Annotated in this window: 19 protein-coding genes; 10 read left to right on the forward strand and 9 right to left on the reverse strand. The window is 70.0% G+C overall.

What is annotated here, in order from left to right:
• The first annotated feature begins 1 nt into the window (after position 1).
• The 4 genes from ACIBGM_RS00410 (at position 2) to ACIBGM_RS00425 (ending at position 5528) form a co-directional block, all read left to right on the forward strand.
• Complete coding sequence (locus ACIBGM_RS00410) at positions 2-1669, forward strand: ABC transporter substrate-binding protein (protein WP_360528587.1); 1668 nt, start codon at positions 2-4, stop codon at positions 1667-1669.
• Positions 1670-1760: 91 nt separating this feature from the next.
• Positions 1761-2699: an ABC transporter permease gene (locus ACIBGM_RS00415; protein WP_396383989.1), complete on the forward strand. Its 939-nt coding sequence runs from the start codon at positions 1761-1763 to the stop codon at positions 2697-2699.
• Positions 2696-3601, forward strand: a complete 906-nt coding sequence (locus ACIBGM_RS00420) for a carbohydrate ABC transporter permease (RefSeq protein ID WP_360530117.1) — start codon at positions 2696-2698, stop codon at positions 3599-3601. The genes ACIBGM_RS00415 and ACIBGM_RS00420 overlap by 4 nt, the downstream gene beginning before the upstream one ends.
• A gap of 4 nt (positions 3602-3605) precedes the next feature.
• Positions 3606-5528, forward strand: coding sequence for a beta-galactosidase (locus ACIBGM_RS00425; RefSeq protein WP_396383990.1), 1923 nt, complete (start codon positions 3606-3608; stop codon positions 5526-5528).
• Here the strand turns inward: ACIBGM_RS00425 and ACIBGM_RS00430 are convergent.
• Positions 5504-6529 (reverse strand): LacI family DNA-binding transcriptional regulator, encoded by a 1026-nt coding sequence (locus ACIBGM_RS00430; protein ID WP_396383991.1) that lies wholly within the window; start codon positions 6527-6529, stop codon positions 5504-5506. The genes ACIBGM_RS00425 and ACIBGM_RS00430 overlap by 25 nt on opposite strands.
• 109 nt (positions 6530-6638) lie before the next feature.
• Entirely contained in the window at positions 6639-7529 is an 891-nt protein-coding gene (locus tag ACIBGM_RS00435; RefSeq protein WP_396383992.1) for an EamA family transporter, read from the reverse strand.
• A gap of 40 nt (positions 7530-7569) precedes the next feature.
• On the opposite strand from ACIBGM_RS00435, the gene ACIBGM_RS00440 reads away from it, so the two are divergent.
• The 4 genes from ACIBGM_RS00440 to ACIBGM_RS00455 all read left to right on the forward strand — a co-directional run bounded on the left by ACIBGM_RS00440 (position 7570) and on the right by ACIBGM_RS00455 (position 10954).
• Positions 7570-8091, forward strand: a complete 522-nt coding sequence (locus tag ACIBGM_RS00440) for a MarR family winged helix-turn-helix transcriptional regulator (RefSeq protein WP_396383993.1) — start codon at positions 7570-7572, stop codon at positions 8089-8091.
• A 31-nt stretch (positions 8092-8122) separates the two neighbouring features.
• Positions 8123-9139 carry a LacI family DNA-binding transcriptional regulator gene (locus tag ACIBGM_RS00445; protein ID WP_396383994.1) on the forward strand — a complete coding sequence of 339 codons (1017 nt, stop codon included), beginning with the start codon at positions 8123-8125 and terminating at the stop codon, positions 9137-9139.
• A gap of 70 nt (positions 9140-9209) precedes the next feature.
• The gene (locus ACIBGM_RS00450; RefSeq protein WP_396383995.1) at positions 9210-9467 is read left to right on the forward strand and encodes a hypothetical protein; all 258 of its coding nucleotides are present in this window, start codon (positions 9210-9212) and stop codon (positions 9465-9467) included.
• A 35-nt stretch (positions 9468-9502) separates the two neighbouring features.
• A complete protein-coding gene (locus ACIBGM_RS00455) occupies positions 9503-10954 on the forward strand; it encodes a glycosyltransferase family 87 protein (protein WP_396384482.1) in 1452 nt (483 codons plus the stop codon).
• On the opposite strand, the gene ACIBGM_RS00460 is transcribed toward ACIBGM_RS00455, so the two are convergent.
• From ACIBGM_RS00460 to ACIBGM_RS00480, 5 genes are all read right to left on the reverse strand, one after another.
• Positions 10944-11873, reverse strand: coding sequence for a threonine/serine dehydratase (locus ACIBGM_RS00460; protein WP_396383996.1), 930 nt, complete (start codon positions 11871-11873; stop codon positions 10944-10946). The two genes, ACIBGM_RS00455 and ACIBGM_RS00460, sit on opposite strands and share 11 nt — an antisense overlap.
• Before the next feature lie 50 nt (positions 11874-11923).
• Positions 11924-12769 (reverse strand): RimK family alpha-L-glutamate ligase, encoded by an 846-nt coding sequence (locus ACIBGM_RS00465; protein ID WP_396383997.1) that lies wholly within the window; start codon positions 12767-12769, stop codon positions 11924-11926.
• 5 nt (positions 12770-12774) lie between these two features.
• Positions 12775-14073, reverse strand: coding sequence for a glycosyltransferase 87 family protein (locus ACIBGM_RS00470; RefSeq protein WP_396383998.1), 1299 nt, complete (start codon positions 14071-14073; stop codon positions 12775-12777).
• 119 nt (positions 14074-14192) lie between these two features.
• Positions 14193-15446: a DUF2064 domain-containing protein gene (locus tag ACIBGM_RS00475; protein ID WP_396383999.1), complete on the reverse strand. Its 1254-nt coding sequence runs from the start codon at positions 15444-15446 to the stop codon at positions 14193-14195.
• Positions 15443-16093: a glycosyltransferase family 2 protein gene (locus ACIBGM_RS00480; RefSeq protein ID WP_396384000.1), complete on the reverse strand. Its 651-nt coding sequence runs from the start codon at positions 16091-16093 to the stop codon at positions 15443-15445. The genes ACIBGM_RS00475 and ACIBGM_RS00480 overlap by 4 nt, the downstream gene beginning before the upstream one ends.
• A 122-nt stretch (positions 16094-16215) precedes the next feature.
• On the opposite strand from ACIBGM_RS00480, the gene ACIBGM_RS00485 reads away from it, so the two are divergent.
• Both ACIBGM_RS00485 and ACIBGM_RS00490 read left to right on the forward strand, forming a co-directional pair.
• Positions 16216-16914: a response regulator transcription factor gene (locus ACIBGM_RS00485; RefSeq protein WP_396384001.1), complete on the forward strand. Its 699-nt coding sequence runs from the start codon at positions 16216-16218 to the stop codon at positions 16912-16914.
• Positions 16911-18041 carry a sensor histidine kinase gene (locus tag ACIBGM_RS00490; protein WP_396384002.1) on the forward strand — a complete coding sequence of 377 codons (1131 nt, stop codon included), beginning with the start codon at positions 16911-16913 and terminating at the stop codon, positions 18039-18041. Before ACIBGM_RS00485 ends, ACIBGM_RS00490 begins: the two co-directional genes overlap by 4 nt.
• Here ACIBGM_RS00490 and ACIBGM_RS00495 read toward each other — a convergent pair.
• Together ACIBGM_RS00495 and ACIBGM_RS00500 are read right to left on the reverse strand one after the other, a co-directional pair.
• On the reverse strand, positions 18031-19059 hold the full coding sequence (locus ACIBGM_RS00495) for an NAD-dependent epimerase/dehydratase family protein (RefSeq protein ID WP_396384003.1): 1029 nt from the start codon (positions 19057-19059) through the stop codon (positions 18031-18033). The two genes, ACIBGM_RS00490 and ACIBGM_RS00495, sit on opposite strands and share 11 nt — an antisense overlap.
• Complete coding sequence (locus tag ACIBGM_RS00500; protein ID WP_396384004.1) at positions 19056-19829, reverse strand: S-methyl-5'-thioadenosine phosphorylase; 774 nt, start codon at positions 19827-19829, stop codon at positions 19056-19058. Before ACIBGM_RS00500 ends, ACIBGM_RS00495 begins: the two co-directional genes overlap by 4 nt.
• Between the last annotated feature and the right edge of the window lie 84 nt (positions 19830-19913).

Consider the following 19913-nt stretch of genomic DNA (forward strand, 5'->3'; position numbering starts at 1 on the left):
CGTGACCGGACCAGTAGGTGGCGGAGCCAGCCGCCGGACGTTCATCTCGTTGCTCGGCGCAGGCGCCGCGGCGGCCGCCGGCGGCGTCACGCTGGCCGGTTGCTCGGAGGGCAGTTCCGGTGCGTCGGCCGGCGGCCGTGCCGAGACCGAGGACAAGCTGTCGGGGCTGCTGCCGAAGTACATCGCGTACGAGTCGGTCCAGCCCGACCTGCCGGGGGAGAACGGCGCCGCGCCCGGCTACACGAGGTACCCGGCCGAGCTGAAGCGGGCCGTCGCGGACAAGGCGGTCACCAGCGGCAAGGAGGTCTCCGCGATGACCCCGCTGTGGAGCCCGCCGCCGCCCGGGCTCGGCCACAACAGCTACTACGACGTGAACAACGAGCGGATCGGTGCGCCGGTCCGGTTCAACATCCTGAACGGCAACGACTACGGCGACAAGCTCGGCCCGATCCTTGCCGCAGGCAACGTCCCGGAGCTGCTCTGCATCCCGGGCTGGAACATCTCCGGGCTGACCCGGTTCGGCCAGGCCGCCGACAAGCTGTTCGAGGACCTGACGCCGTACCTGGCCGGTGACAAGGCGGCGGCGTACCCGATGCTGGCGAACCTGCCGACCCGGGCCTGGGCGTACGGCGTCTGGAACTCGCAGCTGAAGGCCGTGCCGTTCCCGTCCGACGGCTTCCCGTGGGCGCTGTTCTACCGCAAGGACCTGTTCGACGAACTCGGCGCCGAGCCGCCGAAGACCGCCGACGACGTGCTGGCGCTGGGCAAGCAGCTCACCGACGCGAAGGCGAACCGGTGGGCCTTCGGGTCGGTTGTCGACGAGATGGTCCGCGCGTTCGGGGCACCGTCGGACTGGCGCAAGGACTCCGGCGGCAAGCTGGTGAACAAGATCGAGACGCCGGAGTACGAGGAGGCGGTGGCCTTCACCCGGAAGCTGTTCCAGGCCGGCTACGTGCACCCGGAAGTGGTCGGCAACGCCGGCGCGGACCAGAACCCGCTGTTCGAGGGCGGCAAGATCCTGATCCGGCAGAACGGTCTGGGCGGCTGGCACGAGGCGCTGCAGCGCCAGCTGTCGATCAACCCGAAGTTCAACCCGCAGCCGGTGCTGCCGTTCGCGCACGACGGCGGCGCAGCGATCACCTGGGGCGGCGACCCGGCCGGCATCTTCACCTTCGTCAAGAAGGGCCTCGGCGAGGCCCGGGTCAAGGAGCTGCTCGGCGTCCTGAACTACACCGCCGCGCCGTTCGGGACCGAGGAGTACCAGCTCTACAACTACGGGATGGAGGGCAAGCACTACACCAAGCAGGCCTCCGGCGCCCCGAAGCTCACCGCGCTGGGCCAGAAGGAGGTGTCGCAGACCTACATCTTCCTCGGCGGCCGGCCGACAGCCATCACCCAGAGCGAGTACCCGGGCTACGTCGAGTCGATGAGTGCCTGGCAGAACGCGGCCGCGAAGGTCCAGCAGAAGAGCCTGTTCGACGGGATCCGGGTCGAGCAGCCGACCAAGATGGCGGCACTGGCCCAGCCGTTCGACGACGCGCTGCAGGACATCCTCCGCGGCCGCCGGCCGGTCAGCGAGCTCAAGACCGCGATCAAGGCCTGGCAGACCAACGGCGGCAACGAGGGCCGGGACTTCTACGCGAAGGTGCTCAGTGACAACGGTCGATAAGCAGTTGGGACAAACCCCGCCCGTCGCGCCGCCTGCGGCGGCGCGACGGGCGGGGAAGCGGAGAGGCGGAGCGCGCAAGGGGCGGGGCGGGATGCGGCTGGGGCGTGGCCCGTCCGGCGGCGCCGGCTGGCGGCACCGGTGGCAGCGGGACTGGCCGTTGCTGCTGATGGTGCTGCCCGTGGTCGTGCTGCTCGCGGTCTTCCACTACCTGCCGACCCTGGGCAACGTGATCGCGTTCCAGGACTACTCGCCGTACGTCGGGATCCGGGGCAGTGAGTTCATCGGCTTCGCCAACTTCAGCCGGATGTTCTCCGAGCCGGCCTTCTGGCAGGCGGCGGCCAACACGCTGACGATCACCGCGGTCCAGCTGGTGTTCTTCTTCCCGATTCCGATCGCGCTGGCGTTGCTGCTGAACAGCCTGCTGTCGAGCAAGCTGCGCAACGTCATCCAGGGCATCGTGTACCTCCCGCACTTCTTCTCGTGGGTGCTGGTCGTGTCGCTGTTCCAGCAGATGATCGGCGGCGCCGGGCTGCTCGCGCAGTCGCTGCGGGAGAACGGGCACCAGGCCGTCGACCTGATGACCAGGCCGGACACGTTCATCCTGCTGGTCACCGCGCAGTCGGTCTGGAAGGACGCGGGCTGGGGGATGATCGTGTTTCTCGCCGCGTTGTCGACGATCAACCCGGCGCTCTACGAGGCCGCCGCGGCCGATGGCGCGAACCGCTGGCGCCGGCTCTGGCACATCACGCTGCCGGGACTGCGGCCGGTGATCGTGCTGCTGCTCATCCTGCGCCTCGGTGACGCGCTGACGGTCGGTTTCGAGCAGTTCATCCTGCAGCGCAGCGCGGTCGGTGCGGATGCCGCCGAGGTGCTCGATACGTACGTGTACTACCAGGGCCTGCTGGTCGGCGACTTCGGGTTCGGCGCCGCTGCCGGCCTGTTCAAGGGTGTCGTCGGCCTCGTCCTGGTCCTGGTGGCCAACCGATTCGCCCACCTGGTGGGCGAGCAGGGGGTGTACTCGCGCCGATGACGACAAGAGCCGTCTGGGAAGAAGAGCCGACCGTCGTCGGCCGGGTGGGCAAGCCGGTGGTGCTGGCCCTGATCGCGTTGGCGGTCGCGTTTCCGCTGTACGTCGTGGTCGTGACGAGTCTGTCGAGCACCGAGGCGGTGACGCGGGCCGGCGGTTTGGTCGTCGTACCCCGGGACCTGACGATCGCGGCGTACGTGCAACTGCTGTCGGGTGGCGTGGTCACGCGGGCGCTGGTGATCAGTGTGCTGATCACGGTGATCGGTACGGCGTTCAGCCTGTGGGTCACCGTGCTGGCGGCCTACGGACTGTCCCGGCCGGGGTCGTTGTTCCACCGGCCGTTGCTGTTCGTCGTGTTGCTGACGTTCCTGTTCGGGCCCGGGATCATCCCGAGCTACCTGCTGGTGAACTCGCTCGGGCTGATCGACAGCTACGCGTCGCTGATCCTGCCGACCGCGGTGTCGGCGTTCAACCTGATCGTGATGCGGGCGTTCTTCATGGCGATCCCGGCCGAGCTGATCGACAGTGCGCGCATCGACGGAGCGGGTGAGTTCGCGATCCTGCGCCGGATCGTGATGCCGCTGTCGAAGGCGGTGGTGGCAGTGGTCGGGCTGTTCTACGCCGTCGGCTACTGGAACGCGTTCTTCAACGCGCTGCTGTACCTCAACGACAACAACAAGTGGCCGTTGCAGATGGTGCTGCGGACCTACATCGTCGAGCAGCAGGCACTGCCCACCGGCGCCGGCGGAGTGGCCAGTGGCGTCGGCCTCGGCCTGGCGCCGGCGCCGGGCCTGGCGATCAAGATGGCGATCGTGGTGATCGCGATCGTCCCGGTCCTGCTGGTCTACCCCTTCATCCAACGCCACTTCACCAAGGGCGTCATCATCGGCGCGGTGAAAGGCTAGGGGCATGACGCGACTGTGGTACGGCGGCGACTACAACCCGGAGCAGTGGGACGAGACGGTGTGGAAGGAGGACGTCGACCTGATGCGTCAGGCCGGCGTCAACCTCGTCACCGTCGGCGTCTTCGCCTGGTCGAGTCTGGAGCCGACGCCCGGGGCGTACGAGTTCGGCTGGCTGGACCGGGTGCTCGACCGGCTGTACGACGCCGGCGTGAGCGTCGACCTGGCCACGCCGACCGCGTCACCACCGCCGTGGTTCAGCCGGTTGCACCCGGAGGCGTTGCCGGTGACGGCCGACGGCGTACGGCTGACACATGGCAGTCGGGACACGTACTGCGCTTGTGCACCGGCGTATCGCTCAGCGGCCGCCGGGATCGCGCGGGCGTTGGCTGAGCGGTATCACGACCATCCTGCGCTGGCGATGTGGCACGTCCACAACGAGTACGGGACTACGTGCTACTGCTCGTTGGCGGCCGAGCGGTTCCGGTCATGGCTGCGTGAGCGGTACGGGTCGCTCGAGCGGTTGAACGGTGCCTGGACGAGCGCCTTCTGGAGTCAGGGGTATGCCGACTGGCAGGACGTGCAGCCGCCACGTCGTACGCAGTACCTGGTGAATCCGACGCAGTACCTGGACTACCGGCGGTTCTGGTCGGACGAGTTGCTGGCGGCGTATCTCGAGCAGAAGGCCGAGCTCCGGGCGCTGTCGTCGTTGCCGATCACCACCAACTACGTCTTCGGTGGTTGGGTGCCGGTCAACCACGCGCAGTGGGCGGACGAGGTCGATGTCGTTGCCATCGACCACTATCCCGGCCGGACCGACCTCGGTGCCGAGGAGCAGACCGCGTTCGGCGCCGATCTCGCCCGGTCGTGGGCCGGTGGGAAGCCGTGGCTGCTGATGGAGCAGGCCGCGGGCGCGTTGAACGACGGGCAGCGACTGCACCCGAAGGAGCCGGGGCGGATGGCGCGGCACAGTTTGTCGCACATCGCGCGCGGGTCGACGGGAGCGCTGTTCTTCCAGTGGCGAGCATCGCGGGGTGGGGCGGAGATGTACCACTCGGCTCTGGTCCCGCATGCAGGTCCTTCGTCGCGGATGTTCAAGGAGGTCGCCGCGTTGGGAGGGGTGCTGCCTTCGCTCGCCGAGGTGGCGGATGCTCCGGTGGTTGCCGACGTCGCGATCCTGTGGGACGTCGAGTGCTGGTGGGCGATGCAGGGGACGCATCTGCCGTCGGCGTCGCTGGATTACCTCGCGGCCGTGGAAGATGCGCATCGACACTTCTGGCGTGCCGGGGTGACGGTCGACTTCGCGGCACCTTCGGCGGACCTGTCGTCGTACAAGACAGTCGTGGTGCCGTCGCTGTACTTGATCAGCGACGAGGCGGCCGCGTCACTCGCTGCGTACGTCGAGGGCGGCGGGCAGTTGGTGGTCGGGTACTTCAGCGGCATCGTCGACCCCGACGTCCAGGTCCGGCTCGGTGGGTATCCGGGCGCGTTCCGGGAGTTGCTCGGGGTGCGGGTGGAGGAGTTCCATCCGCTGCCGGCCGACGGTGAGGTGCAGTTGTCGTCGGGTGGGCGCGGGCGGTTGTGGAGCGAGGACGTGGAGGCGGTGTCGGCCGAGGTGGTCGATCGGTACGTCGGGGGAGTGCTCGACGGGAAGCCGGCGATCACCCGCCGCGAAGTCGGCGACGGGACGGCTTGGTACGTCTCGACCGCGATCGACTTCGAGACGGCCGCCGGCATCTACGGTCTCTCGCCGTCAGCCGTGGAGACGGTACGGCGACGCGCCGGCGGCACCACGTGGACCTTCTACTTCAACCACGGTGAGGCGCAGGTCGACGTACCCAGTGATGGCGTCGAGCTGATCTCCGGCGCTCGCGTGGAGGGCACGTTGTCGTTGCCGGCTGGAGGTTACGCCGTCGTGCGGTCGCCGTGAGGCGCTTCGCAGGTGCTGGCCCGGGCGATGACCTTCGGCGGGAGCAGGGTCAGCTCGGGGACGGCGCTGCCCTCGAGCTTCGCGATCAGCGACTCGACCGCCTGCTCGCCGATCCGCTCGGCCGGGATGGTGACCGACGAGAGTTGCGGCACCTGCCGCTCGGCGACGTCGTCCGCGCAGATCGCCATCAGCGACATGTCCTCGGGGACGCGGCGGCCGAGACGGCGGAGCACGTCGAGCAGCGGGCCGATGATCGGCTCGTTCTGCACCACCAGTCCGGTGATGTCCGGGTGGTCGTCTAGCAGTTGCTCGACCGTGCCGAGGATCGCGTCGAAGGTGTGCTCGCAGGGTGTCTCGACCCCGAGGATGCCGCGCCGCTCGGCGGCCTCCGCGAACCCGGTGAGCGTGCGTTGCGCGAAGCCGGTCTGCCGTTCGTAGACGGCGGACGGCGTACCGAGCAGGGCGAGCGAGCGGTGCCCGAGATCGGCCAGGTGGTCGACACAATGGGCGCCTGCGGCAACGAAGTCGAGGTCGATGCAGGTCAGCCCGTCGGCGTCGGCCGGATACCCGATCAGCACCGACGGCATCGGCAGCTCCCGCAGCACCGGCACCCGCTCGTCGTGCAACTCGACGTCCATCACGACCAACGCATCCACGAGCGAGCTCTGCGCGACCCGCTCGAGCCCCTCCGGCCCTTCGTCGGCGGTCAGCAGCAGTACGTCGTGGTCGAACCGACGGGCCGCGGTCACCACAGCCGTCGCGAACTGCATCATCACCGGGACGTGCATGCCGGTGCGCAGCGGGATCACCAGCGCGAGCACGTTCGACCGCTGGCTGGCGAGCGCGCGCGCACTCGCGTTCGGCCGGTAGCCGAGCGCGCGGACGCTGCGCTGCACGCGGTCGCGGGTATCGGACGAGATCGACCGCTTCCCGCTGAGCACGTAGGACACCGTGCTGGCCGCGACCCCGGCATGCCGGGCGACGTCCGCGATCGTGACCATCGTGAGAGCTCCTTCTCCTGGTGGTGGACCCAGTCTGACCAGTCGAAGCGCTTCGACTTGAACCAACAGCGTCGAGTCGAAAACCTTGTGTGTCAAGTCTCTTACGGGGTCAGGCGGAAGATGCGGGCGCGGGGTTCGGAGAGCGCCTCGGGGCAACCGGTCGCGGGCGGGCGAAGGTGATGCCGAGCAGGACCAGCGCCATCCCGAGCCACTGGGGGAAGGCGAGCACGTCACCGGACAGCGTCAGGCCGAGCAGTGCGCCGGTGAGCGGGTTGAGCAGGCCGATGAGCCCGACCGTCGCAGTCGTGAGGTGGCGCAGGCCGACGAACCAGGCTGTGAAGGCCAGCGCGGTGGCGATCAGGCTGACGTAGGCGAAGGCGGCGTACGCCGGTCCGTCGAGGGCTGGTGGTGGACCTTCGATCACGACTGCGAACGGGATCAGCACCAGGCCGCCGGCGATGAGCTGCCAGGAGGTGGTCGCCAGCGGGCTGCCGGTGCCGCCCCACTTCTTGGCCAGCACGTAGCCGCAGGAGGACATCGTCATCGCGGCAAGCGAGGCCGCGACGCCGCGGAGGTCGACCTCGGAATCCCCGGCGCCGAGCATCAGGTAGACGCCGGCGATCCCGGCCGCTGCGCCGATGAGGACCGGCATGGTCGGGCGCTCGGCCAGTAGTGCCCACGCGAAGCCGGCCATGGCGAGCGGCGACGCGGACATGATCGTCGAGGCGAGGCTGACCGGCAGCGATTGGGCTGCGACGTAGATGAGTGCGAAGAACGCGCCCATGTTGCAGATGCCGAGCAGGAGCGATCGCCACCACCACGCGCCGCGGGGGAGCCGGCGGGCGATGCACAGCAGGAGCAGTCCGGCGGGCAGTGCGCGGACGATTCCGCCGTACAGGGGGTAGCCGGCCGGCAGGTACTCGTGGGTGACGAAGTAGTTCGTGCCCCAGGCGATCGGGGCGATCGCGGTGACGAGTACCCAGCGGAAGGTATTTTCCATGGAAACTACTATATCTTCCCTGGAAGATATACTGCGAGTCGTGACCGAAGACCACGTGGCGCGGATCCAGGCGGAGTGGGCGATCGAGCGGCCGGACGTCGACACCGGCCCGCAGGGTGTGATCGGCCGGCTGCACCGGATCGCGAACCATCTGACCGGCGAGCTGACCCTGCTCTACACGAAGTACGGGCTGTCCGAGGGGGAGTTCGACGTACTCGCGGCGTTGCGTCGGGCCGGGGCGCCGTACGAGCGGGCTCCCGGTGAGATCGCGCTGCACACGATGGTGACGACCGGCGCGGTCACCAAGCGGGTGGACCGGCTCGAGCAGGCCGGCCTGGTGCAGCGGCGCCGGAGCGATGACGACGGCCGAGGTCGGGTTGTCCGCCTGACACCGGCCGGGCGGCGGTTGTTCGACCGGGCGTTCACCGCCCACATGGCCAACGAGCGAAGGCTGCTGGACACGCTCGACCCGGACGACGCCAAGCAGTTGGAGCGGCTGCTCACCACCTGGCTCGCCGCCCTGGAGCCGCCGGGCGACGGCGGGGAAAAGCATTTCCGGTAGATTCTCCGGCGGGGACCCGAGGGAGGTGCTGATGGCACGGGTGACGATTCGGGAGATCGCCCGCCGGGCAGGGGTGTCGAAGGGGGCGGTCTCGTACGCGCTGAACGGTCAGCCCGGCGTGTCCGAGGAGACCCGGGCCAGGGTGCTCAGAGTCGCCGAGGAGCTGGAGTGGGTGCCGAATCCGGTCGCCCGGCAGCTGTCCGTCGCGCGCAGTGAGACGTTCGGGCTGATCCTGGCCCGGCCGGCGCAGACGCTCAGCGAGGAGCCGTTCTACATGGCCTTCGTCGGCGGGCTGGAGGGAGTGCTCAGCGAGCGCTCGTACGCGTTGGCGCTGCGGACCGTGCCGGGCACCGAGGAAGAGCTCGCGGCCTACCGGAAGTGGTCCCGGGAGAAGCGCGTGGACGGTGTCGTCGTGGTCGACGTCAAGGCCGACGACCCGCGCATCCCGTTGCTGAAGCAGCTCGAGCTGCCGACGGTCCTGGTCGGCGACCCCGCGCTGGCCGACGGCCTGACCTGCGTCTGGACGGACAGTACGACGGCCATGACGCAAGCCGTCGACCACGTCGCCGAGCTGGGACACCAGCGCATCGCCCGAGTCGCCGGTCCGCCGGACCACGGGAACGTCTGGATCCGGGACCAGGCGTTCGCCGCGGCGACGCGCCGTACCGGGATTGCCGCCGAGGTCGTGCACACGGACTTCTCCGGCGACCAGGGCGCGGTCGCGACCCGGCAGCTGATGTCGGCGGAGACGCCGCCGACCGCGATCATCTACGACAACGACCTGATGGCGGTCGCGGGCCTGTCGACGCTCGGCAACCTCGGGGTCCGCTGCCCGGACGACGTCACGCTGATCGCCTGGGACGACTCGGCGCTCTGCCGGATCACGCACCCGACGCTGACCGCGATGAGCCACGACGTCGTCGGGTACGGCGCCGAGGTGGCGACCCGCTTGTTCGGCCTCCTCGAAGGAGCCGAGCCGGCCGCGCATCTCTACTCGACGCCCTACCTGCAGGCCCGGCAGAGCTCCGGTCCACCCCCTTGCAGGTGAATCGCAAGGTGCCCGGACGACCAGCTGAGCTGCGGGGAGCTTGGCGCTGGCGGTAGCTATCGTTGGGCCCGTGCTGGAATGCCGGGTGCTGGGGCCTGTCGACGTAACGGTGGACGGCGTCCCGGTGAAGATTGGCGGCGCCTTGCCCCGGCGGTTGCTAGCCGCGTTGGTGCTCGCCGACGGCATGGCGGTGTCCGACGACCGGCTCGCACTGGCGATGTGGCAGGCCTCGCGGGTGGAGCTGTTCGACGGTGCCGGGTACCTGTTCTGGTGGGAGGATCCGGAGCGCGCCGCGGCGCTGCTGGCGACGCTGGGGAGGGGTGGGTAACCTTCCCTGGTCGTCGGTCGAGCGGATAGGAGATGATGCCCCCCGTGACCGGACCACGTAGCCAGGACCCCAAGGACCGGCTGAGCCCCGCGGAGGCCGACCCGTCCGTTGCGGGCCTGACCGTGGGCCTCGGTGGGCCGATGGGCCGGTTCGCCAAGCTGAGCTCGTCCTGGTGGACACCGCTGCGGATCGCGCTCGCCGTGTGTACGCTCACGTTCGCGCTCGGTGTGCTGCAGAAGGCGCCGTGCATGGAGGCGGGCTGGGACCGGCAGAGCTGGCGGCCGTTCAAGGCGCTGTGCTACTCCGACATCGGCTTCCTGTACCAGGAGCGCGGGTTCGCCGAGGGCAACCGGCCGTTCCTGGACACCGGCAACTACCCGGTGCTGGAGTACCCGGTGCTGACCGGCGGGTTCATGGAGGTCGCGGCGCAGATCACCTGGGTGATCACCGGCGACCCGAAGCAGGATCTGACCGTCGAGGAGAAGCGCGACACCGCGGGTGTCTTCTTCGTGGTCAACGTCGTGTTGCTGTTCCTGTGCGCGCTGCTCATCGTCGGCCTGACCGTCGCGACCGCGCGCGGCGTCGAGACACGCCCCGGCGCGGCCCGTGGGCAGCCGTTGGACGCCCTGTACGTCGCCGCCGCGCCGGTGCTCGCCCTGACGTCGACGATCAACTGGGACCTGTTCGCGGTCGCGCTGACGGCCGGCGCGATGTTCGCCTGGTCGCGCGGCCGGCCGATCTGGTTCGGCATCCTGCTCGGCCTGGGGACGGCGGCCAAGTTCTACCCGTTCCTGCTGCTCGGGCCGCTGCTGATCGTGTGCATCCGGGGCCGGAAGCTGTGGCCGTGGTTCCAGGCGACCGTGGCCGCGATCTTCGCGTGGGGCCTGGTGAACGCGCCGATCTACCTGCTGGCCAAGAACGAGTGGATGTCGTTCTGGACGTTCAACGACCAGCGGGAAAGCGACTACGGCTCGATCTGGTACGTGCTGAAACTGGCCAAGCACGAGGTCGCCGACGTCAACCAGCTGAACATCGTGATCTTCGCCGGGCTCTGTCTGTCGATCGCGATCCTCGGGCTGATGGCGCCGCGGCCGCCGCGATTCGCCCAGCTCGCCTTCCTGGTCGTGGCGGCGTTCCTGCTGATCAACAAGGTCTACTCACCGCAGTACGTGCTGTGGCTGCTGCCGCTGGTGGCGCTGGCCCGGCCGCGGCTGCGGGACTGGCTGATCTGGCAGGCCTGCGAATGCTTCTACTGGATGCTGGTCTGGATGCATCTGGCCCAGTTCCTCGCCCCCGGGAACCCGGAGCAGCCGGACCGGATCTACTGGCTCGCGGTGATCCTGCGGATGGCCGGGACGCTCTGGCTGATGCTGGTGGTGGCGCGCGACATCCTGCTGCCGGAGAACGATCCGGTCCGCCAGGGTGACGTGATCGACGACCCGAGTGACGGGGTCAAGTCCGACGGTCTGGTGCCGGCTAGAGCTTGAGCTTCGACACGTCCAGGTTGCCGCCGCTGACGATCGATGCCGTGGTCCCGTCGAGCTGAATGCTGCCTTCCAGCAGCGCGGCGAACGGCGCGGCCGCGGCCGGCTCGAGCGCCAGCTTCGTGCGCGACATCACCAGCTGGGTGGCCTCCAGGAGCGCGTCTTCACGCACGCGGACGACGCTGTCGACGTACTGCTGGATGATCGGGAAGTTGCGCGTGCCGCAGACCGGCGCGGCCAGGCCGTCGGCGATCGAACGGGCGGTCGGCAGCTTCTGCGGCTCGCCGGCCGCGAGGCTGCGGCTGACCACGTCGGCCTGCTCGGGCTCGATGCCGATCACCCGGATCGCCGGCTTGACCAGCTTGACCGCGAGGGCGACGCCGGAGATGAGTCCACCGCCGCCGACCGGGACCAGCACGGTGTCGATGTCGGGACGGTCGGCGAGCAGTTCCAGACCGAGGCTGCCGTGGCCGGTGATCACGTCCTCGTCGTCGAACGGGTGCACACCGGTCAGCTTCCGCTCGTCGCGGATCCGCTCGTACTGCGCCATCAGGTCGCCCTCTACCAGCTCGACGGTGGCGCCGTACCCGCGCGCCGCCTCGATCTTCGCCGGTACGGCGGTCTTCGCCATCACCACCGTGGCCGGGACCCCGGCGTCCCGGGCCGCCCAGGCGAGCGCGCCGGCCGCGTTCCCGGCCGAGACCGTGATGACGCCGCGCTCGCGCTCCTCGGGGCTGAGCCGGAGCAGCTTGGTGAGCAGCCCGCGGACCTTGAAGCTACCGGTCTTCTGGAACAACTCGGCCTTCAGCAGGATCGTCCCGCCGAACCGCTCGTCCAACGCGCTCGACGTGAGGACCGGGGTGCGGTGGATCCGGCCCTCGAGCTGATCGGCGGCCTGCTGAATATCCTCGAACGTCGGCATGCCCCGACTCTATTTCTCCACCGAGTGCGGAGACCGCCGGGGGCTGCGAGCTAGAGGTGGTTGGTGACTGCGGTGGCCAGTTTGCTGACTGCTTCGGGGGCCTGCGGGAAGAACAGGTACGGCTCGATGAGTTCGAGCTCCATCAGCAGGAACCGGCCGTTGACGACCAGTCCGTCGACCCGGGCGTAGAGCGGTCGGCCCGCTGCGGCCAAGACTGCCTGGGCGCTCTCGAGTACGGCGGCCGACGGCTCGGCGGTGGTCGCGGTCCCGCCGTACATCAGCTGCACCCGGTAGTCACCAGCCACCGGGCGCTGGACGACGGCGTGGCTGAACTCGCCGTCGATGAAGACGAGCGACCACTCGCCGTCGGTCTGGACCTCCGGCTGGAACGGCTGGACCAGGTAGACGGTGTCCGGGAGGTCCGCAAGCGCCTGGTCCAGCTCGGCCGATCCGGCGAGGCCGCGGATCGTGTGCGAGGCGCCGGCGCCGACCGTCGGCTTGATGACGACCTCCTGGCCGGCGAGCCCGGCCACCACCTCGCGCAGGCAGTCGCCAGCGGCGATCTGGGACGGGACGATCGCGACCCCGCGCTCCCGCAGTTCGAGCAGGTAGCGCTTGTCGCCGCTCCACCGGACCAGACCGGTGTCGTTCAGCATCGGCACACCGGCCTTGTCGACGACAGCGAGCCACTCGGTGAACTCGTCGTACCTCAGGTGGTAGTCCCACACCGACCGCAGCAGGACGGCGTCGTACGACGACCAGTCGACCGACGGGTCGGTCCAGACCTCGGCGACCGGGTCGAGCCCGGCGGCGCGGAGGGCGTCGAGGAGCGGCAGGTCGTGTTCGTGCAACTCGGGATGCTCGGCCGAGGTTGCGAGGGCGATGCGTTTCGTCACGCCGTTCAGTGTTGGCGGGCACCGGTCAACGCGTCAAACTGCTTTCCCGCAGTCACCCGGTGACGGATCGTGAGCACTGTGACAACGATGACAGCCGCGCCGAGGTAGCTCAGACCCTGCCGGGTGTCGTGCCCGAAGCTCGCGTAGGCCAGGTACGACGCGAGTGGTACGGCGAGCCACTCGGGCCGGCGGGCGAGTGCTGCGAGCGCGATCAGGGGCAGGCCGTACCAGGGGTAGGTGGGGGTCGCGATCAGCAGCGCGGCGCCGTACAGCCAGCAGCAGGTGAGTGCGATCGGCTGCCGCCGGAGCGCGAGGACGGCGAGGGCGACCACGAGCAGGCCGGCGACCAGCAGACGAGGCCCAGGAGGCAGCAGGAGCGCGAGAATCGCCGATCTCGAGCTGCCGTCGGAGAAGCCCTCCTGGGTCAGGTAGCCGGGCAGGAAACCGAGCACCAGCGCGCCGGCGGCGGCCACGTGCGGGAGGTACGAGCCGATGAAGGTGCCAGCGGCAACGATCGCCTGCCGTCTCGTGAACGCGGGCAGCAGGAGGAGTGGCAGGAGCTTCACACTCGCGGCCGCGCCGAGCAGGATTCCGGCCAGCCTCGGGCGGCGGACGGTGGCCACGACGGCAGCGACGATCAGGAAGGCCGCGAGTACGTCGACATGCGCCGCGTTCCCGGCTTCGAGTGCGATGATCGGTGACCAACCCCACAACGCAGCCCAGCGTGGATCGCGGCCCTGTACTGCGAGTAGCCAGGTGAGTGCAATCGCGAGCAAGGCAGCGGCGATCTGGAGACCGAGGGTCCCGGCAGACCACGGCGTGACGAAGGCGACGGCGGTGAAATAGGCCTGGGCGACCGGCGGATAGATGGTTGGCACCTGTGGCCGGTTGATCCGCGTCCGGGGGTCGTCGGCGGTCACGGCGCCGGAGAGCCGCGGCGGGCCGGTGACACCTGACTTCTGCTCGGGCGACAGTCCCGGGAACAGCACCGGATCGCGCAACCTCGCCAACGAGTCGTCCAGCGGCACGTGCGAGTACGGCGAACTTCCGGACAGCTGGACCCGCCCGTCCCAGACATAGCGGTAGGCGTCCGTGCTGGTGATCGGCGGCTGCGTGAGCCCCGGCAGCTGGCAGAGTGCCGCAACCGCCACCACGCCGAGCACGCTGAGCCCCTTGCCAAACCGCCAGACCACAACCACCACCAGCAGACTGCCGCCCGCAAGCACCACGTTCGGCCACCACTGCCACGCGGTGGCCGCGATCACTGCCACGCTGACCGCGACGGCGGCGACCCCACCGACCACGTGCCGGGGCGCTGACGGCTTTTGTCGCCGCTGGCGTGCTACAACCCGCCAGTGATCACGCAACCGACCACTGAGTCGGGCTGCCGGAGGACGGGGTGGGTGGGGTGGGGAGGTCGGCATCAGGAGGCCCGGAGGGTGAGGAAAGCGCGGTTCGTGGTTCGCCAGTCCTCGGTGGGGTAGAGGTCGGCGGCCAGGGCGTGGCGGAGCAGGGCGCGGCTGCCGACTCTGGCCCAGGGCAACGGCGTGGACCGGCGGCCGGTCGAGCTGCGGAGCACGATCGGCGCGGTGTCGTCGAGATCGTCGTCCGGGTCGACCTCGACCAAGACCAGGCCGCCGGGCCGGACCAGTTCGCGGCACCGGCGGAGCAGGGCGGCCGGATCACCGCCGATGCCGATGTTCCCGTCCATCAGCAAGACGCTGCCCCAGCGACCCTCGGCGGGCAGTCGCTCGTGCACCGGCCGCCGGAGCGCGAGCGCACCGCGTGAGGTGGTGAGCGAGACCGCGCGCGGCGAGATGTCGACGCCGAGCGCCGGGACGCCGCGCTCGGCCAGTGCGGTGACGATCCGGCCGGGGCCGCAGCCGATGTCGAGGACCGGGCCTTCGCAGCGGCTGAGGGCCAGTTTGTCCACCTCGTCGGCGGGTGAGCTCCAGCGCTCCAGCTCGGACAACGACGGTACGGTCAGCCCGTCGGTGCCGATGGCAACGACATTAGCCGTGCCGCCGAGTGCCTGGTCGAACAGCATCCCCGGATGGGCCGTGTGCAGCAGCCGCCGGTACAGGCGGGAGACACGCAACGACCGGTGGGCGGCCGTGATCAGCGCGGCGTCCCGCGGAGTGTCCAGGTCGCGCAGCGTCGGCAGCAGCAGGACCCGCAGGCCGAGTGTGCGCAGCCGGCGCAACTGGTCCCGCCCGGTGTGCTCGGTCGACATCGGTACGCCGATCAGCGCGCGGCGATCCGGGAGTCGCAGCCCGAGGCACCAGTACCCGCCGTCCTCAGTCGGTCCGAGGACGGCGTCGTACCCCTGCCAGTCGAAGCTGAGGTGCTCGTCGGTGAGCTGCGGTGTGTCCATCCCGACGAGGAGCATCGGCGTTCCGTCGAAGGCGTCCTCGAAGGCGGCTGCGAGCCGCTCGTCCAGGCCGGAGCCGCGTTGCGCGACGACGTCGAAGCCGTCCGGCAACCACGGGCCCGGACTGCCGTCGAGTGCGAGCACGCGACGGCAGGCCGGGGCGGCGCGGACCGCGTTGAGCGTGTCGGACAGCGAGGCACGGGCGAGCGCGGCGGCCTCGCCCGGGGTGAACTCGGTCTGGAGCCGGGTCTTCACCCGCCCCGGCACCGGCTCCTTGGCGATCACGATGAGGGTCCCGGCGATCATCCGGACAGCACCTTCGACATGTCCAGGACCGCCCGGGCGGCGCCGACCGGCGTACCGGTGACCTTGGAGCGGCCGGACCGTGGCAGGTAGTCGACGTCCGCCTCCGCGATCCGCCAGCCCGCGTCGGCCGCGCGGACGACGGTCTCCAGCGGGTACCCGGACCGGCGGTCGTTCAGGTCCAGCGCGAGCAGGTCGACCCGGCGCGCCGCGCGCATCGGGCCGAGGTCGCTCAGCCGGACCCCGGTACGGCGCCTGATCCGGCGGGACAACTCGGCGTTGGCCAGGCGGAGGTGCCACGGCCACGCGCCTCGGGACACCGGGCGCCGACGGCCGAGCATGAGGTCGATCCGGCCGGACTGCACGGGTGCCGTGACTCGGGTGAGCTGTTGCGGATCCAGCGACGCGTCGGCGTCCATGAACGCGACGATGTCGGACTCTGCGGCTTCCAGGCCGGCGTGGCAGGCGGCGCCGTACCCGCGAACCTCGCAGGTCACGACCGTCGCACCGGACCGCCTGGCGATCTCGGGCGAGCCGTCGGTGGATCCGTTGTCGACGACAACGGCGCGGAATCCGGCGGGCAACCTGTCAAGGATCCACGGCAACGCGCCCGCCTCGTTCAGGCAGGGCAGAATCAGATCGATCGGCACTCTTCGACCGTAGGGACGATCGGCCCCCGCGGAGCGCCGGGCACGGCTACGGATCGCTTACGGCGCGACGCGGTGCGGTGCGGGCCGCGAGTTGTGACGGGGTGAAGATCTACGCTCTAACCGTGGCTACTCGTGTGCTCGTGGTGGACGACGACCCGACCGTGTCCAACGTCGTCTCGGCGTACCTGACCAAGGCCGGGTACGACGCCCGCGTGGTGGCCGACGGTGTCGCGGCAGTCGAGGCATGGCAGCAGTGGAAGCCGTCGGTCGTCGTGCTGGACGTGATGCTGCCCGGACTGTCCGGGCTGGAGGTGCTGCGCCGGATGCGCGCGGCCGACGACGGCGCCGCGGTGATCATGCTGTCCGCCCGCGGCGAGGAGGAGGACCGGCTGGTCGGGCTGGAGGTCGGCGCCGACGACTACGTGGTCAAGCCGTTCAGCCCGCGCGAGCTGACCCTGCGGGTGCAGGCGATGCTGCGGCGGGAGGAGCGGTTGGCCGGGCTCGACCTGACGCCGACGAAGATCTCGGCCGGGCCGGTGACCATCGACACCGCGGCCCGGATCGCCTACCTGGACGGCGCCGAGCTGTCGTTGACGCATCGGGAGTTCGACCTGCTGACGTACCTGGTGTCGCATCCGGGCAAGGCCTACACCAAGGCCGAGCTGCTCCGGCGGGTCTGGGGCTGGGACTTCGGCGACTCGTCGACGGTGACGGTGCACGTACGGCGACTGCGGGAGAAGATCGAGTCCGACCCGTCCGATCCGAAGCTGGTGCTCACCGTGCCGCGGACCGGCTACCGCTTCATGGGTGATTCGGCATGAACAGGGACATGCTCACGATCCTGGCGCTCACCACGCTGTGGACGCTCGTGGTCGCGGCAGTCGGCGCCGCGATCCTGTGGCAGTTCCGCAGCCGCTCGCTGCGGACGACGATGATCGTCGCGGCGCTGGCGCCGATGGCGGCCGCGCTGGCCGCGGTCGTGCAGAGTGTGCGGGCCATGTTCATCTCCGAGCACGACTCGTGGGTGGTGCTGTGGACGCTGGCCTTCGCTGCGCTGCTCGGGCTGGCGATGTCGGTCCTGCTCGGCCACTGGGTCAGCACCGGGTCGCGTGACGTCGGACTACGGCTCCGTCATCTCGGTACGTCGTACGAGCCGGCCGCTGCTTCGAAAACCACGGTGCCGGCCGAGCTGGCGGCGTTGACGGACGAGCTGGAGCTGACGCGTCGCAAGCTCGCGGCCTCGAACGAGCGGGAACGGGCGCTCGAGGCGAGCCGGCGGGAGCTGGTCGCGTTCATGTCCCACGACCTGCGGACGCCGCTGGCCGGGCTGCGGGCGGTGTCCGAAGGACTCGAGGACGGCGTGATCGACGACGTACCCGGAGCACTGCGGCAGATGCGGTCGACGGTCGACCGGATGACCGGGCTCGTGGACGACCTGTTCGAGCTCTCCCGGTTGTCGACGGCGCCACCGCCCCGGCGGCGATCGGCAGTCTCGCTGCGGGAACTGGCGGAGGACGTCGCCGGTGAGAGCGGTGAGCGGGCCCGGGCCACGGGCGTCCGGCTCGTGGTGTCGACGCCTTCGGACGACGATCGGCTTGCCGTCCAGGGCGATCCCGACGAGCTGACCCGCGCCGTGACCAACCTGGTCGACAACGCGATCCGCCACACCAAGCCCGAGGAAGCCGTCACCTTGGCGGTCGGCCGCGAGCCGGACGGGCGGGTGCGGCTCGCCGTCAGCGACGGCTGTGGCGGCATCCCGGCTGACGACCTGGGCCGGGTCTTCGACATCGGCTGGCGCGGTGACGCCCAGCGCACCCCGGCCGACGGCGGCGGGGGTCTCGGTCTCGCGATTGCCCGCGGGGTCGTGGAGTCGCACGACGGCACCATCGCGGTCAGCAACGTCGAAGGCGGTTGCGCGTTCCAGATCGAGCTGCCGGCTAATCCCTGAGCAGCTCGGCCAGGCCGGTCGCGAGCGTGTGCGTTGGCTTCCAGCCGAGGTCGTTGCGGAGCCGGTCCGAGGACGCGGTGATATGCCGAACGTCGCCCAGGCGGTACTGGCCGGTGGCGATGGGACTCGGGCCCTTGTAAGCACGGGCGAGTTCCGCGGCCAGGTCGCCGATGGTGTGGACGGTTCCGCTGCCGACGTTGTACGCCGTGACCGGCGGCTGCTGGGGGAGTGCCGCCGCGGTGGCGGTGACCGCGGTGGCGATGTCGTGGACGTGGACGAAGTCGCGGCGCTGTCTGCCATCCTCGTAGACCGTCGGGGATTCGCCGCGTTCCAGCGCCGAGCGGAAGATGGCGGCGACACCGGCGTACGGCGTGTTGCGCGGCATCCCGGGGCCGTAGACGTTATGGAAACGCAGTGAGCTGACTCGGCTCCCGGTCTCGCGGGCCCAGGACGCGGCGAGGTGTTCGCCGTTCAGCTTGCTGGCCGCGTAGGCGTTGCGAGGATCGAGTACGGCGTCCTCCTCGACGAGGCCGGGTTGCAGTGCAGCGCCACAGCTCGGGCAGGCTGGCTCGAAGTGGCCGGCGTCCAGGTCCTCGGGCCGGCGTGGTCCGGGGGCGACCGGGCCGTGGCGTTCACAGTCGTAGCGGCCCTCGCCGTACACGACCATCGAGCTGGCGTAGACGAGGTTGCCGATCCTGGCGTGGGCGAGTTGTTTGAGGAGGACCGCCGTACCGAGGCTGTTACTGGAGACGTAGTCGTCCAGGTCGTCGAGGTCGACGCCGAGCCCGACCTTCGCGGCCAGGTGGATGACGGTGTCGATGCCGTTCTCGAGTGCGCGGGCCACGGTGTCCGCGTCACGCACGTCGCCGACGATCAGGCCGGGGCGCGGGGGAGGGGTGTGCGCGTGCACGTCGGGGCGGAACGAGTCCAGGACGATGACCTCGTGGCCCTCGGCAACGATTTGGTGGTGGACGTGGCGGCCGATGAAACCGGCGCCGCCGGTCAGCAGGACCCTCACTCGGCGGCCGTCCCGTCCAGCGCGTGGTGGCAGCTGCAGTCGGCGTCGCCTTTCGGGAGCTGGCCGATCACGTCTGTGATGAGCTGGCGGAGTCGCTCGATGCTGCGGGTGAACTGGGCGAACACCTCGGCCTGCGTCACCCCCTCGCCGGTCGCGACTCCGGCGTCGTGGTCGGTGACGACGGCGATCGAGGTGTAGCACAGCGCGAGCTCGCGGGCGATCGACGCCTCCGGGGCGCCGGTCATGCCGACGACGGACCAGCCCTGGGACGCGTGCCACTGCGATTCCGCGCGGGTGGAGAACCGCGGCCCGTTGATCACCACCATCGTGCCCTCCGGTACGACGTTGCCGTTGGCAATCACCGTGGATCGGCCGGTCGGGCAGTAGGGATCGGCGGCGGACGTGTGCACGACGGGCGCCTCGTCGTACACGGTATGAGGCCGGCCCCAGGTGCGGTCGACGTACTGGTCGGGTACGACGAACGTGCCTGGCACGAGCTCGGGTCGCAGCGAGCCGACGGCGCACGGGCCGAGCACCTGGCGGACGCCGAGCTGACGCAGCGCCCACAGGTTGGCGCGGTAGTTGACCCGGTGCGGCGGGAACCGGTGGTCGCGGCCGTGGCGCGGGATGAACGCGACCTCGCGCCCGTTCAGGTCGCCGACCACCGGCGGCTCGCTCGGCGGGCCGAACGGGGTGTCGACCGCGACGTCGTGCGCCTCGGACAGGAACTCGTAGAAGCCGGAACCACCGATCACTCCGATATCAGGCATGGTTTCGACGCTAGTGCCGCGCGCCGGTGCGGCTACCGGATTCGGCCCGACCGTCAGCGCTCCGTAAGGGGTGATCGAATGGGC

Source organism: Kribbella sp. NPDC050470 (genome assembly GCF_044458365.1).
Lineage (GTDB): Bacteria > Actinomycetota > Actinomycetes > Propionibacteriales > Kribbellaceae > Kribbella.